Annotated in this window: 16 protein-coding genes; 6 read left to right on the top strand and 10 right to left on the bottom strand. The window is 70.9% G+C overall.

Features of this window, described 5'->3' with window-relative positions:
* Positions 1-52: 52 nt before the first annotated feature.
* The 3 genes from AB1046_RS13655 to AB1046_RS13665 all read right to left on the bottom strand — a co-directional run bounded on the left by AB1046_RS13655 (position 53) and on the right by AB1046_RS13665 (position 2,024).
* Positions 53-889: a C40 family peptidase gene (locus AB1046_RS13655; RefSeq protein ID WP_369369851.1), complete on the bottom strand. Its 837-nt coding sequence runs from the start codon at positions 887-889 to the stop codon at positions 53-55.
* Between the two features lie 108 nt (positions 890-997).
* Positions 998-1,429 carry a hypothetical protein gene (locus tag AB1046_RS13660; RefSeq protein ID WP_369369852.1) on the bottom strand — a complete coding sequence of 144 codons (432 nt, stop codon included), beginning with the start codon at positions 1,427-1,429 and terminating at the stop codon, positions 998-1,000.
* A 67-nt stretch (positions 1,430-1,496) separates the two neighbouring features.
* Positions 1,497-2,024: a flavodoxin family protein gene (locus tag AB1046_RS13665; RefSeq protein WP_369369853.1), complete on the bottom strand. Its 528-nt coding sequence runs from the start codon at positions 2,022-2,024 to the stop codon at positions 1,497-1,499.
* A 270-nt stretch (positions 2,025-2,294) separates the two neighbouring features.
* Between AB1046_RS13665 and AB1046_RS13670 the strand changes: the two genes are divergently transcribed.
* The 4 genes from AB1046_RS13670 to AB1046_RS13685 all read left to right on the top strand — a co-directional run bounded on the left by AB1046_RS13670 (position 2,295) and on the right by AB1046_RS13685 (position 7,410).
* Positions 2,295-3,236 (top strand): universal stress protein, encoded by a 942-nt coding sequence (locus AB1046_RS13670; RefSeq protein WP_369369854.1) that lies wholly within the window; start codon positions 2,295-2,297, stop codon positions 3,234-3,236.
* 9 nt (positions 3,237-3,245) lie between these two features.
* Positions 3,246-3,704 carry an ArsR/SmtB family transcription factor gene (locus tag AB1046_RS13675; protein WP_369369855.1) on the top strand — a complete coding sequence of 153 codons (459 nt, stop codon included), beginning with the start codon at positions 3,246-3,248 and terminating at the stop codon, positions 3,702-3,704.
* Positions 3,701-5,419 carry a SulP family inorganic anion transporter gene (locus tag AB1046_RS13680; RefSeq protein WP_369369856.1) on the top strand — a complete coding sequence of 573 codons (1,719 nt, stop codon included), beginning with the start codon at positions 3,701-3,703 and terminating at the stop codon, positions 5,417-5,419. Before AB1046_RS13675 ends, AB1046_RS13680 begins: the two co-directional genes overlap by 4 nt.
* Before the next feature lie 173 nt (positions 5,420-5,592).
* Positions 5,593-7,410 carry a discoidin domain-containing protein gene (locus AB1046_RS13685; RefSeq protein ID WP_369369857.1) on the top strand — a complete coding sequence of 606 codons (1,818 nt, stop codon included), beginning with the start codon at positions 5,593-5,595 and terminating at the stop codon, positions 7,408-7,410.
* Between the two features lie 103 nt (positions 7,411-7,513).
* Here the strand turns inward: AB1046_RS13685 and AB1046_RS13690 are convergent, their stop codons facing one another.
* Genes AB1046_RS13690 through AB1046_RS13700 form a run of 3 tightly spaced genes read right to left on the bottom strand, consistent with a single transcriptional unit; the run spans position 7,514 to position 9,593 of the window.
* Positions 7,514-8,305 (bottom strand): ABC transporter permease, encoded by a 792-nt coding sequence (locus AB1046_RS13690; protein WP_369369858.1) that lies wholly within the window; start codon positions 8,303-8,305, stop codon positions 7,514-7,516.
* A gap of 50 nt (positions 8,306-8,355) precedes the next feature.
* Complete coding sequence (locus AB1046_RS13695) at positions 8,356-9,030, bottom strand: ABC transporter ATP-binding protein (RefSeq protein WP_369369859.1); 675 nt, start codon at positions 9,028-9,030, stop codon at positions 8,356-8,358.
* A complete protein-coding gene (locus AB1046_RS13700) occupies positions 9,027-9,593 on the bottom strand; it encodes a TetR/AcrR family transcriptional regulator (RefSeq protein ID WP_369369860.1) in 567 nt (188 codons plus the stop codon). Before AB1046_RS13700 ends, AB1046_RS13695 begins: the two co-directional genes overlap by 4 nt.
* A gap of 232 nt (positions 9,594-9,825) precedes the next feature.
* Here AB1046_RS13700 and nhaA point away from each other — a divergent pair, with 232 nt between their 5' ends.
* Positions 9,826-11,118 carry a Na+/H+ antiporter NhaA gene (gene nhaA, locus AB1046_RS13705; protein WP_369369861.1) on the top strand — a complete coding sequence of 431 codons (1,293 nt, stop codon included), beginning with the start codon at positions 9,826-9,828 and terminating at the stop codon, positions 11,116-11,118.
* 77 nt (positions 11,119-11,195) lie between these two features.
* On the opposite strand, the gene pflA is transcribed toward nhaA, so the two are convergent.
* From pflA to adhP, 3 genes are read right to left on the bottom strand one after another with little or no spacing between them, the layout of a single operon-like run.
* Entirely contained in the window at positions 11,196-12,032 is an 837-nt protein-coding gene (gene pflA, locus AB1046_RS13710; RefSeq protein ID WP_369369862.1) for a pyruvate formate-lyase-activating protein, read from the bottom strand.
* Entirely contained in the window at positions 12,032-14,311 is a 2,280-nt protein-coding gene (gene pflB, locus AB1046_RS13715) for a formate C-acetyltransferase (protein ID WP_369369863.1), read from the bottom strand. The genes pflA and pflB overlap by 1 nt, the downstream gene beginning before the upstream one ends.
* A gap of 26 nt (positions 14,312-14,337) precedes the next feature.
* Positions 14,338-15,348 (bottom strand): alcohol dehydrogenase AdhP, encoded by a 1,011-nt coding sequence (adhP, locus tag AB1046_RS13720; RefSeq protein WP_369369864.1) that lies wholly within the window; start codon positions 15,346-15,348, stop codon positions 14,338-14,340.
* 303 nt (positions 15,349-15,651) lie between these two features.
* On the opposite strand from adhP, the gene AB1046_RS13725 reads away from it, so the two are divergent.
* Positions 15,652-16,536: a universal stress protein gene (locus AB1046_RS13725; RefSeq protein WP_369369865.1), complete on the top strand. Its 885-nt coding sequence runs from the start codon at positions 15,652-15,654 to the stop codon at positions 16,534-16,536.
* A 250-nt stretch (positions 16,537-16,786) separates the two neighbouring features.
* On the opposite strand, the gene AB1046_RS13730 is transcribed toward AB1046_RS13725, so the two are convergent.
* Complete coding sequence (locus AB1046_RS13730; RefSeq protein WP_369375705.1) at positions 16,787-18,727, bottom strand: heavy metal translocating P-type ATPase; 1,941 nt, start codon at positions 18,725-18,727, stop codon at positions 16,787-16,789.
* Positions 18,728-18,882: the final 155 nt, after the last annotated feature.

Below are 18,882 nucleotides of genomic sequence, written 5' to 3' on the forward strand. Positions count from 1 at the left end.
ACCGGTGGGAGCGTGAGGGGCGGGCGGGCGCCCGCCCCTCACGCGAGCCAGATCAGCCGACGCGGATGAACGTCGGGTTGGACTGCCAGATCTGCGTGTACCGGACCGTCTTGCCCGGGACCGGGGCCTCGATCTGCATGCCGTCGCCGGCGTAGATCGCGATGTGCCCGGGCGACCAGATCAGGTCGCCCGGCTTCGCGTCGGACCAGGCCACTTCCGGTCCGGCGTACCGCTGCTCGGACGAGGTCCGCGGCAGGTTGATGCCGACCTGGGCGTACACGTAGGACGTGAACCCGGAGCAGTCCATCCCTGCGGGAGTAGACCCGCCCCACAGATAGGGCACCCCGAGGTACCGCATCCCGATCGACACCACCGCGGAACCAGCCGCCGAGGCGGGGAGGTCCACGGCGGCAGCGGCCTCGGCCGCCTCCGCGGCGGCTGCTTCGGCCTCCGCCGCCGCTTCGGCCTCTGCCTCGGCGGCGAGCTGCGCCTGGTACTCCTCGTTCTCTGCGGCGGAGACGACCGAGACGGCCACCCTCTCGACCTTGAGCTCGGCGTCGGTGGCGACGGTCACCACGGGTGCGGCGGCGACTGATTCCTTGGCCTGGGTGGTCAGGGCGTTGAGGTCGGCCGAGTTGAGCGCGCCGTTGACCGGCTTGCCGGCCAGCGATGTGCTGGCCAGCTCGCTGGCCGGTGCGGCCTGAGCGGGTGCGGCCACCAGGGAAAGCAGCACGCCGGAACCGGCTGCGGCTACCACAGCGGTACGGCTGGCGAACGTGGTGGCCTGCTCGGTGGCGGCTCGGGCGGCGTCGGCCAGGAAGGGGCGGCGTGCCGCCCGATGACGACCACGACCGCGCACGGTCGGGTTGGGGTTGAAGCTGGGCTCCATGAGAGCTGGGACCTTTCGGATCGGAGTAGAACCACACGCGCGGCCCGGTTCGGGCGCGCGAAAACCGGCCGACACCCATGTGGGGTTGTGTCGACAGGATGTGGTGGTCTACGTCCGGGAGATGCCTAGCGCATGCAGCGACGGCGCGGCCGCAGCGGCCACGCCCGACGGCACCCGCAGGACGTGATGCGCCGTGTCGGGGACCAGCCATTGCAGCGCGAGGCCCGGTGCCTCGGCCAGGTCCGTGGAAGGCGACAGCGTCCGGTCATACCGGGCCGTCAGCGTGCGATCTTCCGAGCAGTCGAACGGGTCCTCGCCGTCGTGGTGACCAGGTGCCACCTCAGCGACCCGGTCTGGTGCGCCCACCGCGGCTACCATCGCGGGCTGCTCGACGTCGCTGTGACCTGCCTCGTCCAGGTGGACGCTGCACAGGACCTGCACGCCGAGGACGGTCAGCACGAGGAACATGACCGTCAGCACACCCGCGAATCCTCGCCGAGGATCGGCGAGCAGGGAACTGATGCGGCGGGTCAGGTTCATGGCGAGCCCAAGAGTAACGGTATGGACACGGTGCCCGGCAAACCTGCGCGGTAATCGCTGCGGAGAATCAGGAGGTCGTGCTGCTGAGCACTCGCGCCGCGACCTCAGCACCGATGGCCATCCCCCATGCCCGGGCGCGGTCGAGCTCGCCGCCGACCAGAGGACCAGTGACACCGGCCACCCGGAAGCTCGTGGGACCGGAGACGAGGGGGTAACCCAAGCGGTCCAGCCGACGGCTCACCGCACGCGCCGCAGAACCGCTGGCCCGCGAGATCGCCCTGGTGTCGAACGCTGCCGCCTCGGTGGTGGTCATCAGGCCAGGTAGGGCCCCGAGCCACTCACGGATACCTCGCTCACGCGAGATGATCGCTGAGGATCGCCCTGCGGCATCACGCCGGGTCGAGGGCCAGGACATGCTGAAGGCGTGGGTCGGCCCACCGACGACCAGCAGGCCGACATCCCGGGGCACCGCGTCCGGCGCCACACCCACCTCGAGGATGTCGGTGTGCATCGCCGTCTTGATCCCCTCCCCGATCGCCTGGGCGATCGCCTGGGTGCTGCCGAACATGGACTCATAGACCACGAGTGCACGCATCGCTGTTACCTCCAGAGGTTTGGTACTCCCACAGTCCTCCTCGGGCGCGCTCTGGCGTCAGGGCCGTGCGCCCCCGGCCTACGGGACCTTCGTCCCCCGCCCGCTGGAGGGGCCACGGTGAGCCGGACGTCCGCCCTGGACGCGGACGCCTGCCGGGCCACAGCGGCATGCGGGACGTTGGTCCCGGCACCCAGGGCCGCCGGACTCTGCCCCACCCACCAGGCGGCTGGTGTTCTGGTGGTACGGGCACGACCACCACAGGGGGATGACATGAACAGCACGTGGTACCGCGGCATCGCCGTCGGGGTCGACGGATCGGAGGAGAGCCTGGCCGCGCTGGACTGGGCGGCACACGCCACCGACCTGCACGGGGCCCGCCTCACGGTCGTGGCAACCTACCCCGTACCAGCCACGCTCGCCCCCTGGGACGGCGACCTCGCCAGCAGTGCGCAAGAAGGAGCGCGTTGCGCCGCCCAGGCGGCGCGTGCCCGGCTCGGCCAGCAACGTCCCGGCGACCGGGACGTCGAGATGATCGTTCAGCCCGGGTCAGCCGCCCACGCGCTCAGCCAGCGGTCCACGACCTGCGACCTGGTAGTGGTCGGACGACGCGGCCTGAGCACGCTCGATCGCGCACTGCTCGGCTCCACCTCGTCCGCGCTGGCCGCGTCCGCCCCTGGGGCGGTAGCCGTGGTCCCAGCCGGCGCGACCACCGGGAACCCCAGCCGGATCCGGGTAAGGGTAGGACGCGATGACGGACCAGACCCGCTGGGTGCCGCGTTCGCCGAGGCGGCAGTACGCGGCTGTCCGCTAGAAGTGCTGCACGTGACGAGCAGCGGCCCGACTTCCTCGGTACTACCCCACATGGACCCGGTCGGGGGCACTTGGCGTGCGGTAGCCGCTGCGGACCTGGCCGACCAGGTGGCCAGGTGGGCGGAACAGTACCCGCAGGTCACCTACACCATGGCCATCCGGCACGGAGACCCTGTCTCCATGGTGCTCCACGAGCTGACCCCGGACGACCTCGTCATCGTCGGCGGACGCCGACACCCGCCGACCCTGGGCCGCGTGCTGCACAGCGTTCCCGACGCGGTCCTCCGGGCCGCACCGTGCCCCGTCGTGATGGTGCACGCACCGGCATCCGGTCACCTGATGACCAGCCGCCGGGCGAGTTTGGCAACTTGGAAGGTCCTCGATGGATTTAGCAAATGCTAAAATCATCTGGTGGACACACAGCCCCTCTATGCGATCAAGGCGAAGCTCTTCAAGAGCCTGGCCCATCCCGTACGGATCCAGGTGCTTGAGGTTCTCGCGGCGGACCCCGGCCTGGCAGCGCCGGTCTCGCGCCTGCTGGAGGTGACCGGCACCGAACCGTCCGCGCTCTCCCAGCATCTCGGGGTCCTCAAGCGTGTGGGAGTCGTCGAGTCCACCCGCTCGGGCAACGCCGTGCAGTACCAGCTGGCTGAGCCACTCGTCGCGGAGCTGCTCGTGGTCGCGCGCGCATTCTTGTTGGGGCACCTGGCCGGCCTCGACGCCGACGACAGCCGGCTCGTGGCCGCACGCCATCTGCCCGCCCTGCCCGGGGCGAGCGCCCGGGCCGTCCTTGAAGCGGCCCTCGCCGAGACGGCGCGGAACGAGACGGCGCCGATCGAGGCCGCTCCGATCGAGCTGGCGGAGCGGTGACCGTCCGCGGCGCGCTTGCCCGGCTGGACGTGCGTGACCTGCTCCCCCGGCGCGATGACTACGATCTGCGGCCTCGAACGATCGGGGCCGACCTGCTCGCAGGGCTGACCGTGGGCGTCGTCGCGCTACCGCTCGCGCTGGCGTTCGGCGTGAGCTCCGGCGTGGGCCCGGCCGCGGGCCTGGTCACCGCTGTCATCGCCGGGGTTGTCGCGGCGGTGTTCGGCGGCTCCCGGTTCCAGGTCTCCGGCCCGACCGGCGCGATGGCCGTCATCCTCGCCCCGATCGTCGCCGACCACGGACTCGCCTCCGTCGCCCTGGTCACCGGGCTCGGCGGGCTGATCGTGCTGATAGCCGGGCTGCTGCGGCTGGGGCGGACGGTCGCGTTCATCCCATGGCCGGTGGTCGAGGGGTTCACCCTCGGGATCGCTGCGATCATCTTCCTCCAGCAGGTCCCTGCCGCCGTCGGCCAGGACGCCGCCGCCGGCGGCAACACACTGCTGACCGCGGTACGCGCGATCGCGGACGCGGCCAGCGCCCTCGACACTCTTGCCCTGGACGCGACCACCCTCTGGTCGCTCGCGATCGTCGCGCTGGTCGCCGCGATCATGCTCGTCCTGCCCCGCCTGCACGCCGCGATACCCGTCTCCCTGGTGGCTGTCGTGGTCGCCACCGCGCTCGCCGAGACCACCGGCGCGCCGGTCACCCGCATCGGGACCCTGCCCGATACCCTCCCCGCCCCGGTCCTGCCCGGCGTCAGTGGCACCGGGCTGGGCGACCTGCTGGGCGCGGCCGTCGCGATCGCGGCCCTGGCCGCGATCGAGTCGCTGCTGTCCGCGCGCGTCGCCGCGTCGATGGCACCAGGGGGCTCGATCTACGAACCCGACCGTGAGCTGGTCGGACAAGGACTCGCCTCGATCGCGTCCGGCCTGTTCGGCGGCATGCCCGCCACCGGAGCGATCGCCCGCACCGCGGTCAACGTACGCTCCGGAGCCCGCACCCGCCTGGCCGCCGTCATACACGCGGTGGTGATCCTCGCCGTGATCTACCTGGCCACCGGACCCGTGGGGCACATCCCGCTGGCCGCACTGGCCGGCGTGCTCATAGTGACCTCGTTCCGCATGATCAGCGCCGGCACCATCCGGTCCGTGCTGCGCTCGACCCGGTCCGATGCCGCCACGTTCCTCGTCACAGCCGTCATCACCGTGGCGTTCGACCTGATCGAAGCCGTGCAGATCGGGCTCGTCGTCGCGGCGTTCTTCGCGCTGCGACGTCTGGCCCGCGCCTCGTCCGTGCACCGCGAGCCGCTGCCCGGCGTAGCGCACCGGGGCGACGAGCACATCGCGCTCTTCCGGCTGGACGGCGCAATGTTCTTCGGAGCCTCCGACCGGATCCTGGGCGAGGTCACCGACGCCTCGGTACGCGAGAACGTCCTGGTCGTCATCCTGCGCCTGTCCCAGCTAGGCATGGTCGACGCCACCGGAGCACGAGCCCTCGCCGAGCTCGTCACCACGCTCGAACAGCGCGGCATCACGGTGCTGGTCAAGGGCGTACAACCTCGGCACCGCAAACTCATGACCACCGTCGGCGTGCTCGACGAGCTACGGCACGAGAACCACCTGTTCAACACTCTCGAGGACGCCGTCACACACGCCCGCTCCCACGTGCAGCGCGCCGCCCAAGGCATCGACATCCCACAGCTCGACGGACGACGCTGACGGGGTGTTGGCGGCAAGGCCACCAACAGCGTCCTCCTGCTGCAGCGCAGCGACCGGGATTAGCTCCGCCCTTGACACGCCATCGGTCGACCAGCATCCTACTTTTGCATGCATAGCGGCAAAAGTCGGATGGTTGTCGCTATAAATCGACAGAGTCGTCAATCGGAGCATCCATGCAGATCTCGCTAAGTTCGGCTCTTGCGCGGCGCCTCGGCGCGGCGTTGACGGGCGGCGCGCTCCTCGCGGGCACGCTCGCCGGAGCCCCGGCCGTCGCCGCTCCTTCCACCCTCGCAGCCCCCACCCTCGCAGCCCCCACACCGACCACCACAGCAGCCGGAGAATGTGGAGAGGACGACGGGCTCCCCGACTCCAAGATCTCCATCCAGCTCTTCACACACGTCGGTGAGCTCGGGTGGGGAACACCGGCCCCCGAGACGATCGACCGCGTGCTCGGCGAGGTGGCCAACGCCGGCTTCACCAACGTCGAGCCGTTCAGCCAGCCCTACTCGATGCCGGTAGACGAGTACAAGGAGATCCTCGACAGGCACGGCCTGGAGGTGTCCTCGAGCCACGGCAGCACGGACTGGGACACGTGGCCCGAGACGGTCGCCTACGCCGTCGCGCTGGGCCAGGACTACATCGGGACCGGCGGCATGGCGGGCAACTACGGCACCTACGAGGAAGCGCTCGCGACCGCGGCGTACGTCAACCAGCTCGGCCAGTACGCGCACGAGAACGGCGCGAACAAGATCGTGCTGCACAACCACCAGAGCGAGTTCACCACGCGGTACCCCCACCCGGAGACGGGTGAGATGGTCAGCGCCTGGCAGGTCATCGAGGCGAACACCGACCCGCGCTACGTCACGTTCCAGCTCGACGTCGGCTGGGCCGCGGACGCCGGCATCGACGTCCCGGCGTGGATCGAGGAGTACGGGGACCGCATCGAACTCCTCCACGTCAAGGACGCCGTGAACGTCAACGCCGAAGGCGACCCGAGGCAGGTCGCCCTCGGCAACGGCGACATCGACCTTCCGGCGATCATCGCCGCAGCCGAGCCGTACGTGGAGTACTACACCTACGAGTGGGACTACGCGCCGTCGTTCGAGTCCTCTGCGGAGTCCTACCAGTACCTGCGCTGCTACTTGTCCGACGGCGGGGGCGGCGACCAGTGCGAGGACGAGGACGAGGAGTCGCTCGCGCTGGGCCGACCGGTGACGACGTCCAGCATCGACGACCCCTCTCGCAGCGGCGACATGGCGGTGGACGGCAACGCCGGCACCCGCTGGGGCAGCCAGTGGAACGAGCCGGAGTGGATCGCGGTGGACCTCGGCGCGAGCTACGACCTCAGCCGCGTCGTCATCGACTGGGAGACCGCGTTCGCGTCGGGGTACGAGATCCAGACCTCGCCGGACGGCGAGACCTGGACCACGGTGCATACCGTCGCCGACGGTGACGGCTTCTTCGACAACATCGCCCTCTCAGGCACGGGCCAGCACGTGCGCCTCTACGCGACCGAGCGTGGGACGCAGTGGGGCTTCTCCATCTATGAGCTGGAGATCTACGGCACGCCGAGCGGCGAGCAGCCCGAGCCGGAGCCCGTGGCTCGCGGCGCCGGGTATTGGACGTCGGAGTACCGGCAGGTCAAGAACCCGGACTACACGACCGACGAGCTGCTGTGCTTCCTCACCATCACGCGCGCGCAGAGCGACGTGTTCGACGAGGAGGTCGACCTGACCACGCTGGACGACGCCCTGCAGGTGCTGTGGGCGCGCAACCACGACGAGTGGGTCGACGTCTTCGACCGGCAGCTGCTCACCTTGTGGCTCAACGTCGCGACGGGCTCGGTCTCCCTGGAGGACCCGCTCGGCGGGGGCCGCACGGTCGGCGACCTGCTGCACGCCATCGAGGCCGCGCGCCTCGACGAGGGCGCGACGCGGACGGACCTCAAGGAGTACCAGAACGCACTGGAGGCAGCGAGCACCCAGCACTGAACGGCGCCTAGCAACGAAGAGACCCCGCTTGACCGGAGCATCTGCCCTGGTCAAGCGGAGTCTCTGCCTGTGGAGCCAGGGAACGGGCTGAAGCAGCGGCACCTCAGACATTGGTGAGCCGCCGCCAGGCCTGCACGACTGCGGCGATGGCCAGCGGGGCGACCGCCGCGGCGAGCAGCAGGTTGGGCAGGCCGACGGCAGCCGCGGCGTCGGCCCCGCCCATGCCTGCCCACAGGGAGGGTGCGGCGTAGGGGAACCACGAGCCGCCGCCGAGCAGCACCACGATCTGGGTGAGCGCGACCACACCGACCAGGGCGCCGACGGTGCCGAGCTGGCTGCGCGTCACCGTCGCGACCCAGGCGAACGGCAGGGCTAGGCCCCCGCCGAGGAGCCCTGCGACGACCGCGTTCCGCGCCCCGGCCCAGGCCGCCAAGGGCTCGCCCGAACCCGCGGCGACGACTGCCGAGGCGGCCGTGGTCACGGCGACGGCCAGCACCACGCATCCCGAGATCCAGGCCAGCGCGATCAGGCACTTGGCCAGGGCGATCGTGCCGCGCGCCACGGCGAGGCCGAACAGTGCGCCCGCCGTCCCGCTCTCCAGCTCGCGCCCGAACGACCACGCGACGAAGAACCCGCCGGCGGCCAGCGCGGCGACGGACAGGACCTGGGCGCACACCAGCAGGTGCGTGGTGGCAAGGTCGCCGGTGGCGTAGTCCGCCAGCTTGGCTGCCGTCGGGCCCACAGCGCGTGGTGACCGGGCCAGCGCCACCATGCCCACGCTACCGAGCGGTACCAGCACGACGAGCAGCAGGGTCGCCAGGCGTGCGACGACCGAGCGGCGCAGCTTGAGCGCCTCGACAGCGAGCGCGGCTCGGAGGGCAGCGACGGCGGTCATGAGCCCGCCGCCGAGCGAATGTCGGCATCAAGCACCATGGCGAAGAACCGCTACTCCAGATCAGTCCCACCGGGTTCCAGACGCCCGACGTCGCGTCCGGCGTGCAGCACGACGATCTCGTCGGAGATGCGCGCGACCTCGTCGAGGTGATGGCTCGAGACGAGGACCGCCGCGCCGTCGTCGGCCAGACCGCGGACCAGCTCACGCACCAGGACGACGCCCTGCGGATCGAGGGCGCCGGTTGGCTCATCGAGGATCAGCGCGGTCGGCCGATGGAGGGTCGCGCAGGCGATCCCCAGGCGCTGACGGTTGCCCATCGAGAGCGTCCTGGCCTGCGCCTCCCGCCACGGGTCCAGGCCCAGGCGCCCGACGGCGGCGGCGACCCCCGGCCTAGCGGCTCGCCCGGGCAGCCCGTGCAGCAGGGCGGCGCAGAACAGATTCTCGGTGACGGTCAGCTCCGGGTAGACCAGCGGGGTCTCCACCGCCTGGCCGAACCGCATCGCGGCATCGGCCGGCAGATCAGCCGGATCGTGGCCAAGGACGCGGGCCGCGCCATGGGTGGGGCGAAGGCGGCCGGCCAGCGCGCGCAGCGCAGTCGTCTTGCCCGCGCCGTTGAGGCCGATCAGGGCCGTGACCCGGCCGGCCCGGACCGTCAGCGAGAGGTGGTCCAGGGCAACCCGGCCACCGAAGGCATGCGAGACGTCGTCGAGCACGAGGGCGGTCACGGGGTGGCTCCTGCCGGAGCGAGCAGCGCCAGGGCACGGCGGACCAGGTCTGCGAGCGTGACGTCGACGGGCGCGGAACCCCAGGCCAGGAGGGCTGCGGTAGTGGCCGCAAGACAGGCGGAGACGGCAATGGCGGCGTCAAGCGGATCGACCCCGTCGGCGACGAGCCGCTCCACGATCGCGTCCTGCGTGGCCCCGGTGCCGACCGATACCGCGGCGCGAAGCGAGGGGTACTGCGCGACCAGGGCCACGCGACGTCTCGCCGTCGCGTCCTCGGTGGGCGTGATGTCGCCGAGCGCGGCCAGCAGGCCGCGGCGGGTGCGCTCCAGCGGGGAGAGGGCGGTCGGCTGAGCGCCGACGGCCTCGGCGATCAGGGGGTCGTAGGGGTCGGTCACGAGTACGGCGTCCTTGGTGGCGAAGTGCCGGAAGAACGTCATGGAGGTGACGCCCGCGGTGTCGGCGATCTGGTTCACCGTGGTGGCGTCGTAGCCCTGGCGCTCGAAGAGGTCGAGCGCCGCATCGAGGATGCGAGCCCGGGTGCGGAGGGTGCGGAGTGTGACCACCCCATAATGTTAGTCACTAACATTATAGTTGGGCAAGGAACGCCCGCCGACTGCCCCGGACCAGCGGGCGGGCGCTGGAAGACGCCTCCGGGTTGGCCTGCACTACCTCCGGGTTGGCCTGGACTACTGGGTGGGCAGGTAAGGTGGACGCAGGTGTGCCGGGAAGTCTGGTCGGCGTGGACCGGCCGTGGGCCGGTCCAGTTGAGACGACCCCACTTCCGAGAGGCCCTTCGTGCCCCGCACCACCTCTGCCCTCCCCTTCACCCAGCGTCTGCGCACCTGGGCGTCCCGCGAGACCACCGGGGGTGCGCTCCTGATCGGAGCGGCGATCCTGGCGCTGCTGTGGGCCAACTCCCCCTGGCGCGAGGCATACGCGGCGCTGTCGGCCACCGTCGCCGGCCCCGCCATGCTCGGCCCGCTGCCCGTCCATCTCGACCTTTCGCTGAGCACCTGGGCCGCTGACGGCCTGCTCGCGATCTTCTTCTTCGTGGTCGGCGTCGAGCTCAAGCACGAGTTCGTGGCCGGGAGCCTGCGCAACCCCAAAGAGGCCGGCGTCCCGATGGTCGCCGCGGTGGGCGGCATGGCCGTACCTGCCCTGGTCTATGTGGGCGTGCTGGTAGCGCTCGGCGACCCGGGCGCCCTGCACGGGTGGGCCATCCCGACGGCTACCGACATCGCGTTCGCCGTCGGTGTCCTGGCGATCTTCGGGCGTGGCCTGCCCATCGCGATCCGCACGTTCCTGCTCACGCTCGCCGTGGTGGACGACCTGCTGGCGATCGTCGTGATCGCGATCTTCTACACCGAGTCCATCCACTGGTGGCCGCTGGCCGGCGCTCTCGTCTGTGTGGCCTTGTTCGCCTGGCACGTCCGGGCGCGCACACCCCGGTGGTTCGTCCTGCTCCCGCTCGCCCTGGTCGCGTGGACGCTGATGCACTCCTCGGGCGTGCACGCCACCATCGCCGGCGTTCTGCTCGGCTTCACCGTCCCCGCGATCGCCCGGCACGGCGAGGCCGACTCCCGCACCCACACGTTCGAGCACGCCATCCGGCCGTTCTCCCAGGGCCTCGCGCTGCCCATTTTCGCGTTCTTCGCCGCCGGCGTCTCCCTGGTCGACGGCGACGGGCCCGGCGCCCTGATCGGCCAGCCGGTGGTGCTCGCAATCACCCTCGCCCTCGTGCTCGGCAAGCTCGTCGGCGTGCTCGGCGCCACCGCCCTGATCACGCGCCTCACCCCGCTGCGCCTGCCCGACGGCATCGGCGTACGCGACCTGCTGCCCGTGGGTTTCCTGGCTGGTATCGGGTTCACCGTGTCGCTGCTGATCAGCGAGCTGTCGTTCGGCGACTCCGAGCACGCCGACGGCGCCAAGATCGCGATCCTCGGCGCCTCGGTGCTCGCCGCGATCCTCGGCGCGATCTCGCTGCGCTGGGACGCGCGCCGCGCACGCACCGCGGACATGAACCTCGACGGCCGACCCGACGAGGTCGCCGGCTACATCGGCGACGCCAAGGACCGAGAGACCCACTGATCTGCTCTCGCCTGCCATCTCGCGCTCGTAGCCAGACGATGCAGCCGAGCCGTCCGATGAAGCGGCATGGCCGGCCGTCAGTACGTCTTCAGACCGTGCGCCCGGAACTGGTCCCGCACGCGCTCGGTCAGCTCGGCCGACGGCGGCTGGGTCGCGTCGAGCGCGTAGGTGCGCCCGAGCGCGGCCCACTTGTAGCGCCCCATCTGGTGAAAGGGCAGCACCTCGACCCGGGTGACGGTGCCAGGCCTGATCTCGTTCAGCTCGGCCACGTAGGCGGCGACCCGTTCGACGTTCTTGACGTCGTCGGTCAGGCCGGGGACCAGGACGAAACGGACCCAGACCTCGGGGGCGCGCCCTCCGGCGTCCCGCAGGCCGGCCCGGGCGAGACGCCGCCCGAACGCCAGCGTCGGCGCCAGCTCACCGCCCGTGACCCGGCGATAGGTGTCGGGGTCACCGGACTTTACGTCGAGCAGGACCAGGTCGGTGTCGGCGAGCATTCGGTCGGTGAGATTCGCGCCGAGGAAGCCGGAGGTGTCCAGCGTGGTGTGCACGCCCATCTCCTTGGCGCCCCGCAGCACCCGCGCCGCGAAGGCCGGCTGCATCAGCACCTCACCGCCGGACAAGGTCAGTCCGCCGCTCGTCGCCCGGAACACCGGAAGGTAGCGGCGCACACGCGCGAGGATCTGCTCGGCCGTGACCGGCTCCCCGTCCTTCATCTCGAGCATGTCCGGGTTGTGGCAGTACAGGCAGCGCAGCGGACAACCCGAAAGGAACACCGTGAGCCGGGTGCCCGGCCCGTCCACGGCGGTCACCAGCTCCCACGAGTGCACCGAGCCCAGCTCGCCGGCCCGCATCGCGGCCAGCCGCTGCGACCGCAGGGAGGGAGTGACGGGAGCCGGCGCCTGGAGGGTCATCACAGCGACCCGTGGAAGGTCCTGCTCAGCACGTCGAGCTGCTGCTCGCGTGTCAGCCGGACGAAGTTCACGGCGTACCCGGAGACCCTGATCGTCAGCTGCGGGTAGTTCTCGGGGTGCTCCATGGCGTCCACGAGGGTCTCCCGGTTCAGCACGTTGACGTTCATGTGGTACCCGTCCAGGCCCACCGACGCGTCCAGCAGGCCCGCCAGGTTGACGACCTGCTCCTCGCGGGTCCGGCCCAGACCGGACGGCACCACCGTGTTGGTCAGCGAGATGCCGTCCTGCGCCTGGTCGTACGGCAGCTTGGCCACCGACAGCGCCGAGGCGAGCATCCCGTGCGTGTCGCGCCCGTTCATCGGGTTGGCACCCGGGGAGAACGGCTCGCCTGCCCGCCGCCCGTCGGGGGTGTTGCCGGTGGCCTTGCCGTAGACGACGTTCGACGTGATGGTCAGGACGGACTGGGTGGGCAGCGCGTCCCGGTACGTCTTGTGGCGGCGGATCTTGTCCATGAAGGACTCGACGAGCTCGACGGCGATGGAGTCGGCCCGGTCGTCGTCGTTCCCGTAGGTCGGGAACGATCCATCGACCTCGTAGTCGACCGCGACGCCGCGCTCGTCGAACACCGGCGTGACGCGGGCGTACCGGATCGCGCTCAGGGAGTCCGCCGTCACCGACAGCCCGGCGATGCCGCAGGCCATCGTGCGCAGCACGTCGCGGTCGTGCAGCGCCATCTCCAGCCGCTCGTACGCGTACTTGTCGTGCATGTAGTGGATGACGTTCAGCGCCTCCACATAGGTCGCCGCGAGCCAGCTCATGGTCGTGTCGAGGCGGCCGCGGACGTCGTCGTACTCAAGAGGGCGGCCTGCAGGGACGGGAGGAAAGGCCGGCGAGACCTGTTCGCCGCTGATCTCGTCGCGTCCGCCGTTGATCGCGTACAGCAGGGCCTTGGCCAGGTTCACGCGCGCGCCGAAGAACTGCATCTGCTTGCCGACCGCCATGGGAGAGACGCAGCAGGCGATCGCGGCGTCGTCGCCCCACGCGGTGCGGATCTGTCGGTCCGACTCGTACTGCAGGGCACTGGTGTCGATGGACACCCGGGCGCAGAAGTCCTTGAACCCGCGCGGCAGGTCCTGGCTCCAGAACACCGTGAGGTTCGGCTCGGGAGCCGGGCCGAGGTTGTACAGGGTCTGCAGGTAGCGGAACGAGGTCCTCGTGACCAGGGTGCGGGCGTCGTCCCCCATACCGCCCACGGTCTCGGTGACCCAGGTCGGGTCGCCCGAGAAAAGCGAGTCGTACTCGGGTGTGCGCAGGAAGCGCACGATCCGCAGCTTGATGACGAAGTCGTCGACGAGCTCTTGCGCCTGCTCCTCCGTGATCAGGCCCGCTGCCAGGTCCCGCTGGAAGTACACGTCCAGGAACGTCGAGGTGCGGCCCAGTGACATCGCGGCGCCGTTCTGCTCCTTGACCGCGCCCAGATACGCGAAGTAGAGCCACTGCACGGCTTCCCGAGCCGTCCTGGCCGGTCCGGAGATGTCACAGCCGTACGAGGCGGCCATCTCCTTGAGCTCGCCCAGCGCTCGGATCTGCTCGGCGTGCTCCTCCCGCTCGCGGACGACGTTCTCGCTGAACGGCTGCGCGTCGAGGCCGAGCTTGTCCGCACTCTTGGCCTCGATCAGGGCGTCGACGCCGTACAGGGCCACCCGGCGGTAGTCGCCGATGATCCGCCCCCGGCCGTAGGCGTCCGGCAGGCCCGTGATGATGTGGCTGCGCCGGCCGGCGCGGACATCGGGCGAGTATGCGTCGAAGACGCCCTCGTTGTGAGTCTTGCGGTACTTGGTAAAGGTCTCCTTGACGGACTCGTCCACGTCATAGCCGTAGGTCTTCAGCGATGTCTCGACCAGGCGCCAGCCACCGTTCGGCATGATCGCGCGCTTCAGGGGCGCGTCGGTCTGCAGACCGACGATCAGCTCGGCGGAGCGGTCGATGTAGCCGGGCGAGTGCGATGTGATGCCCGCCGGGGTGTGCGGGTCGACGTCGTACACACCCTTGGCCCGCTCCTCCGGGAACATGGCGCTCACGGTGTCCCACACGTGCGTGGTGCGGGCGGTCGGCCCGGCGAGGAAGCTCGCGTCGCCTTCGTACGGTGTGTAGTTGCGCTGGATGAAGTCGCGCACGTCCACCTGGTCCTGCCAGGGTCCGCCGGCGAACCCCGCCCATGCGGAGTTCGGTTCGGTACCCGGCACGGGGAGGGCCGGTGCGCCATGGACGGTGGTCATGGTTCGCTCCTGCGTGGTAGTCGGGCTCAGAAGCCGAAGACGATGCGGGCGGGCACCCGGCCGGCCAGCACGTCCGCGAAGGACTCGTTGACCTCGTCGAGCTTGCGCTCCACGGCCACGACCTCGGTGCGGCCGGCCGCGTGCAGCGCGAACACGTCAGCGAGGTCGTTCCGCGTACCGACGATCGACCCGATCACCGAGATGCCCTTGAGCACCGTGTCGAAGATCGGCAGCTGGATCCTGCCCTCGGCGGGCAGCGCCACGCAGACGAGCCGGCCACCCCGGCGCAGCGAGTGGAAGGCCTGGTCGAACGAGGCCGACGACGCGGCCAGCGCCACCGCGACGTCCGCGCCACCGAGCCGCTGGATGGCCTCGACCGGGTCCTCCCGGGCGGCGTTGACCACGTGGTCCGCGCCGAGGCGGGTGGCCAGCTCCAGCTTGTGGTCCTCGACGTCGACCGCGATCACGAACGCGCCGGCGATCCGCGCGTACTGCAGCGCGAGGTGGCCCAGCCCGCCGATACCGAACACGACGACGGTCTCCGCGGGGGCCACGTTCGCCACCTTGATGGCCTTGTAGGTGGTCACTCCCGCGCAGCTCAGCGGAGCGGCGTCGACCGACGACACGCCGTCGGGCACGGGTGTCGCGAACGCTGCGGCCACGACTGCGTACTCGGCGAAGGCCCCGTTGACGGAGTAGCCGGAGTTGGCCTGCTGCTCGCACAGGGTCTCCCAGCCGCTGATGCAGTAGCGGCACTCGCCGCAGGCGCTGCCGAGCCACGCGATGGCGACCCGCTGGCCGAGGGCGCGGGCGGTCACGTCGGGGCCGAGCTTCTCGATGCGGCCGACACCCTCGTGCCCCGGGACGAACGGCGGGGACGGCTTGACCGGCCAGTCGCCGTGGGCGGCGTGGATGTCGGTGTGGCACAGCCCGCTCGCCTCGATCCGGACCAGCACCTCGCCCGGTCCAGGCTCCGGGACGGGGATCTCCTGGATCTCCAGCGGGGCGGTGAAGTCGGTGACGACTGCGGCTCTCATGACGGCTCCGTTCAGACGGTGGTGCTGGACTTGGCAACCGCCGGAGGGGCGGTAGCTCCAACATCTCTCCGCACGGCCTGCGCGTGGCAGGGACGAAGGTCCCCCGTGCGGGAGAGAAGGTCCTGAGGGGCATGTCAGCCCTGCGGCCGCCGGGTGCACGGACGGTCCTGCAAGCTCCGTCCCCTCTCGTCGCGCGGTCAAGCTCACCATCAGGGGACGTTGGTCCCGCTCGCGGGGGCCGCTCGTCTCTGCCGCCAGGAGCGACCAGTTTGGTGCCCTGGTAGTGAGCAAAGGAGGACGATCATGAACAACAACACCTGGTACCGGAGCGTCATCGTCGGAGTCGACGGCTCGGACGAGAGCCTTGCGGCACTGAACTGGGCGACCCTCGCAGCCGATCTGCACGGGGCTCGTCTGGTGGTGGTAGCCGCTCACCCCGTGCCGCCCGAGGCGGGCCCCGAGATGAGCAGTCTCGTCGAGGAAGCGCACGAGGAGGCACGCCACGCGGCCCGTGCCGCGCGGGACCGGCTCGGTGGATGGCGCCCTGGAGGTAGGGACGTCGAGGCACACGTCCTGCCTGGCAACGCCGCCCGTGTCCTTGCCGGGCAGTCGACCAACGACGACCTCGTCGTGGTGGGGCGCCGCGGGCTCGGTGCGTTCGACCGCGCACTGCTCGGGTCCACGTCCTCAGCACTGGCGGCGGCCGCACGGGGCACGGTAGCCGTCATACCGTCTGGCGCTGCAGCCGACGAGCCTCGAAGGATCCGGGTCGGAGTAGGCCCCGTCGACGAGCCCGACGTGCTGGGCACGGCGTTCGCCGAGGCAGACGCGCGGGGGCGCCCGCTCGAGGTGCTGCACGTGACGGGGACCGACCCGATCTCGTCGGCCCTGCTCGACATGGATCCCGTGGCCGCGTCGTGGCACGAGGCCGCCGGCGTCGACCTGGCTGATCGGCTGGCACGGTGGTCGGACAAGTACCCGACGGTCACATACACGGTGGTGATCCGCCGTGGGGACCCGGTTGCCACCCTGCTCCACGGACTGGCCCGGAACGACATCCTGGTCGTCGGCGGACGCAGCCACTCGGCGGTCGCCGGGCGCCTGTTGCGCAGCGTGCCCGACTCCGTGGTCCGTGGCGCGCCGTGCCCGGTCCTGGTCGTGCACGCACACCGGCACCCGGTCGGCTGACCGGAACCGGTTCGAGCGGAAGAACGAGTACGTCCAGCGATTGCACGTCCTGGACACGACGGGGCCCCGGCGGCACGCAGGCTGACTGCCCGGCCGTACCCGGCCGTACCCGGCTGTAGCCGGGCACGGCCGGGTCCTGCAGGTCGGCGACGTCGTGCCCCTCCGAGGGCCAGAGACCACCTGTGCCCCTTGCAGGGTTGACGGTCACGGGTTCACGGGACCGTCGCTCGTGCGGCGGCGCAGTCCGCAGTCAGCTCCTTGGCACTGCGGCAGCACCTCGCCGGCGGAGCGACCGGCCGAGACGGCTACCCGCACGAGACTCGCGACCGTGCCCGGCGGCGGCGAGCCCGCTGGGCGGGCCACCCAGCGCACGGAGCGCGTACAGGATCGTCGCCAGGTCGACGAGCTCCTGCACCAGGGCACCCGCGACCGCGGGGATCGCTCCGGTCATGGCCACGAGCATGAGACCGACGCTCAGCCCGATGCCGATCCAGATCGCGGTGAGCGCGACACGCAGCGTGTGCCGACCGATCGAGACGGCGTCGACGACCTTGGCGAGCGAGTCGACGAGGAGCACCACACCGGCGGCGTCCCCGGCCGCGGTCGCGCCTTTCGCACCCATGGCGACTCCGACGTCGGAGGCCGCCAGCACCGGGGCGTCGTTCACACCGTCGCCGACCATCATCACGGGCCGTGGGCGCAGCTCTGCGGCAAGCCGCACCTTCTCCGGCGGGAGGAGTTCCGCGTGGACGTCGTTGATCCCGACCTGCCGGGCGATCGACTCCGCCGTCGGCCGAGCATCCCCCGTGAGCATCGTGATGTGTTCGATGCCGTTCGCCCGCAACCAGGCGACGACCGCCGGCGACTCGGGGCGCGGGTCGTCCGCGAGGACGATGGCCCCCGCGAACCGCCCGTCGACCGCCACGTAGGCCGCGGCCTCGCCCGGGCCGAGGGCTGCGCGGGTCGTGTCCGGCGCGATGGACGCGACGTAGGCAGGCTTGCCGACGACGACGGTCCGGCCCCCGACGACGGCGGTCACGCCGTTCGTCGCGACCTCGGCGGCGTCGGTGGCGGTCAGCAGGTCGAGGCCGCGCTCCGTGGCGGCACGGCGGATGCTCTCGGCGAACACGTGCGAGGAGTACTGCTCGGCCGAGGCCGCGAGCCGCAGCAGCTCGTGGGCGGCGAACCCGTCAGCCGGCCGGAGGGCGACGAGGTCGGGGCGGCCCCCCGTCAGGGTTCCCGTCTTGTCGAAGGCGGCGGACCGCAGGCGTGCGAGCTGCTCGATGACCGTGCCGCTCTTGATGATCACCCCGCTCTTGGCCGCACGCGAGAGCCCACCGAGAAAGGCGACCGGTGCCGCGATGAGGAGCGGGCACGGGGTCGCCAGCACGAGCACCTCGGCAAATCGGGTCGGGTCCCCGGAGATCGTCCACGCCGCCCCCGCCAGGGCGAGCGAGACGGCAGTGAACGGGACCGCGAAACGATCGGCGAGCCGGACGACCGGCGCACGCGAGTCCTCGGCGGCATGGACGAGCGCGACGATCTGCTGGTACTGGCTGTCCGCGCTGCGGCGTACGGCCCGGATCCGCACCGCTCGTGCCCCGTTCACGGCGCCCGACAGCGCCTCCTCGCCGGCCCCGCGAGTGACGGGCAGGCTCTCCCCGGTCAGTGAGGACTCGTCGAACGTCCCGCTGTCGGTGAGCAGGACGCCGTCGACCGGCACGATCTCCCCGGGGCGCACGAGCAGTACGTCCCCGATGCCCACGTCGTCGACGGCAACGTCCTGCAGCTCTTCGTTCCGGGGCATGTCCGCGTGCCGCAGCACGTGCGCGACCCGGGGCGAGCGGTCGAGCAGGGCCGTCAGATCGCGCTTCGCGCGTCGTGCGGCGAAGTCCTCGAGCGCTCTGCCGCCCGAAAGCATCAGCACGATGATCAGCGCTGCGACGTACTCCCCGACCGCCAGGGTCGCGACCATCGCCACCACCGCGAGGACGTCGAGGCCGACATGTCCGCGAAGCACGTCGCGCACCATCCCGACGAGCGTCCACACGATGAACACGCCGACGTATGCGGTGGCGACCCAGCGCGCGACGCTGCCCTCGCCCGCGGCGTGGAGAAGGAGCACCGCCGCCAGGAGCACGACTGCGACCGTGATCTCTGGATACCGACGCAAGGCCCGCAGGATCTGCATGGTCATGTCCTCTCCGTTCGGTCGCGCGCGTCCGGGACGCTCCAGCGGACCATCCAGGTCTCCCCCGGCGCCAGCACACGCTGAAGGCATGGGTCGGCCCGACGACGACCAACTGTTTGACGTCGGCCGGCATGGCGTTGTTGGGCGCCGCGCCC

Origin of the sequence: Promicromonospora sp. Populi (genome assembly GCF_041081105.1) — a bacterium.
Classification (GTDB): domain Bacteria; phylum Actinomycetota; class Actinomycetes; order Actinomycetales; family Cellulomonadaceae; genus Promicromonospora.

Coding starts and splice junctions, on each gene's coding strand:
- AB1046_RS13655 (WP_369369851.1), bottom strand. CDS start 889: ATGGAGCCCAGCTTCAACCCCAACCCGACCGTGCGCGGTCGTGGTCGT.
- AB1046_RS13660 (WP_369369852.1), bottom strand. CDS start 1,429: ATGAACCTGACCCGCCGCATCAGTTCCCTGCTCGCCGATCCTCGGCGA.
- AB1046_RS13665 (WP_369369853.1), bottom strand. CDS start 2,024: ATGCGTGCACTCGTGGTCTATGAGTCCATGTTCGGCAGCACCCAGGCG.
- AB1046_RS13670 (WP_369369854.1), top strand. CDS start 2,295: ATGAACAGCACGTGGTACCGCGGCATCGCCGTCGGGGTCGACGGATCG.
- AB1046_RS13685 (WP_369369857.1), top strand. CDS start 5,593: ATGCAGATCTCGCTAAGTTCGGCTCTTGCGCGGCGCCTCGGCGCGGCG.
- AB1046_RS13690 (WP_369369858.1), bottom strand. CDS start 8,305: ATGACCGCCGTCGCTGCCCTCCGAGCCGCGCTCGCTGTCGAGGCGCTC.
- pflA (WP_369369862.1), bottom strand. CDS start 12,032: ATGACCCTCCAGGCGCCGGCTCCCGTCACTCCCTCCCTGCGGTCGCAG.
- pflB (WP_369369863.1), bottom strand. CDS start 14,311: ATGACCACCGTCCATGGCGCACCGGCCCTCCCCGTGCCGGGTACCGAA.
- adhP (WP_369369864.1), bottom strand. CDS start 15,348: ATGAGAGCCGCAGTCGTCACCGACTTCACCGCCCCGCTGGAGATCCAG.
- AB1046_RS13725 (WP_369369865.1), top strand. CDS start 15,652: ATGAACAACAACACCTGGTACCGGAGCGTCATCGTCGGAGTCGACGGC.
- AB1046_RS13730 (WP_369375705.1), bottom strand. CDS start 18,727: ATGCAGATCCTGCGGGCCTTGCGTCGGTATCCAGAGATCACGGTCGCA.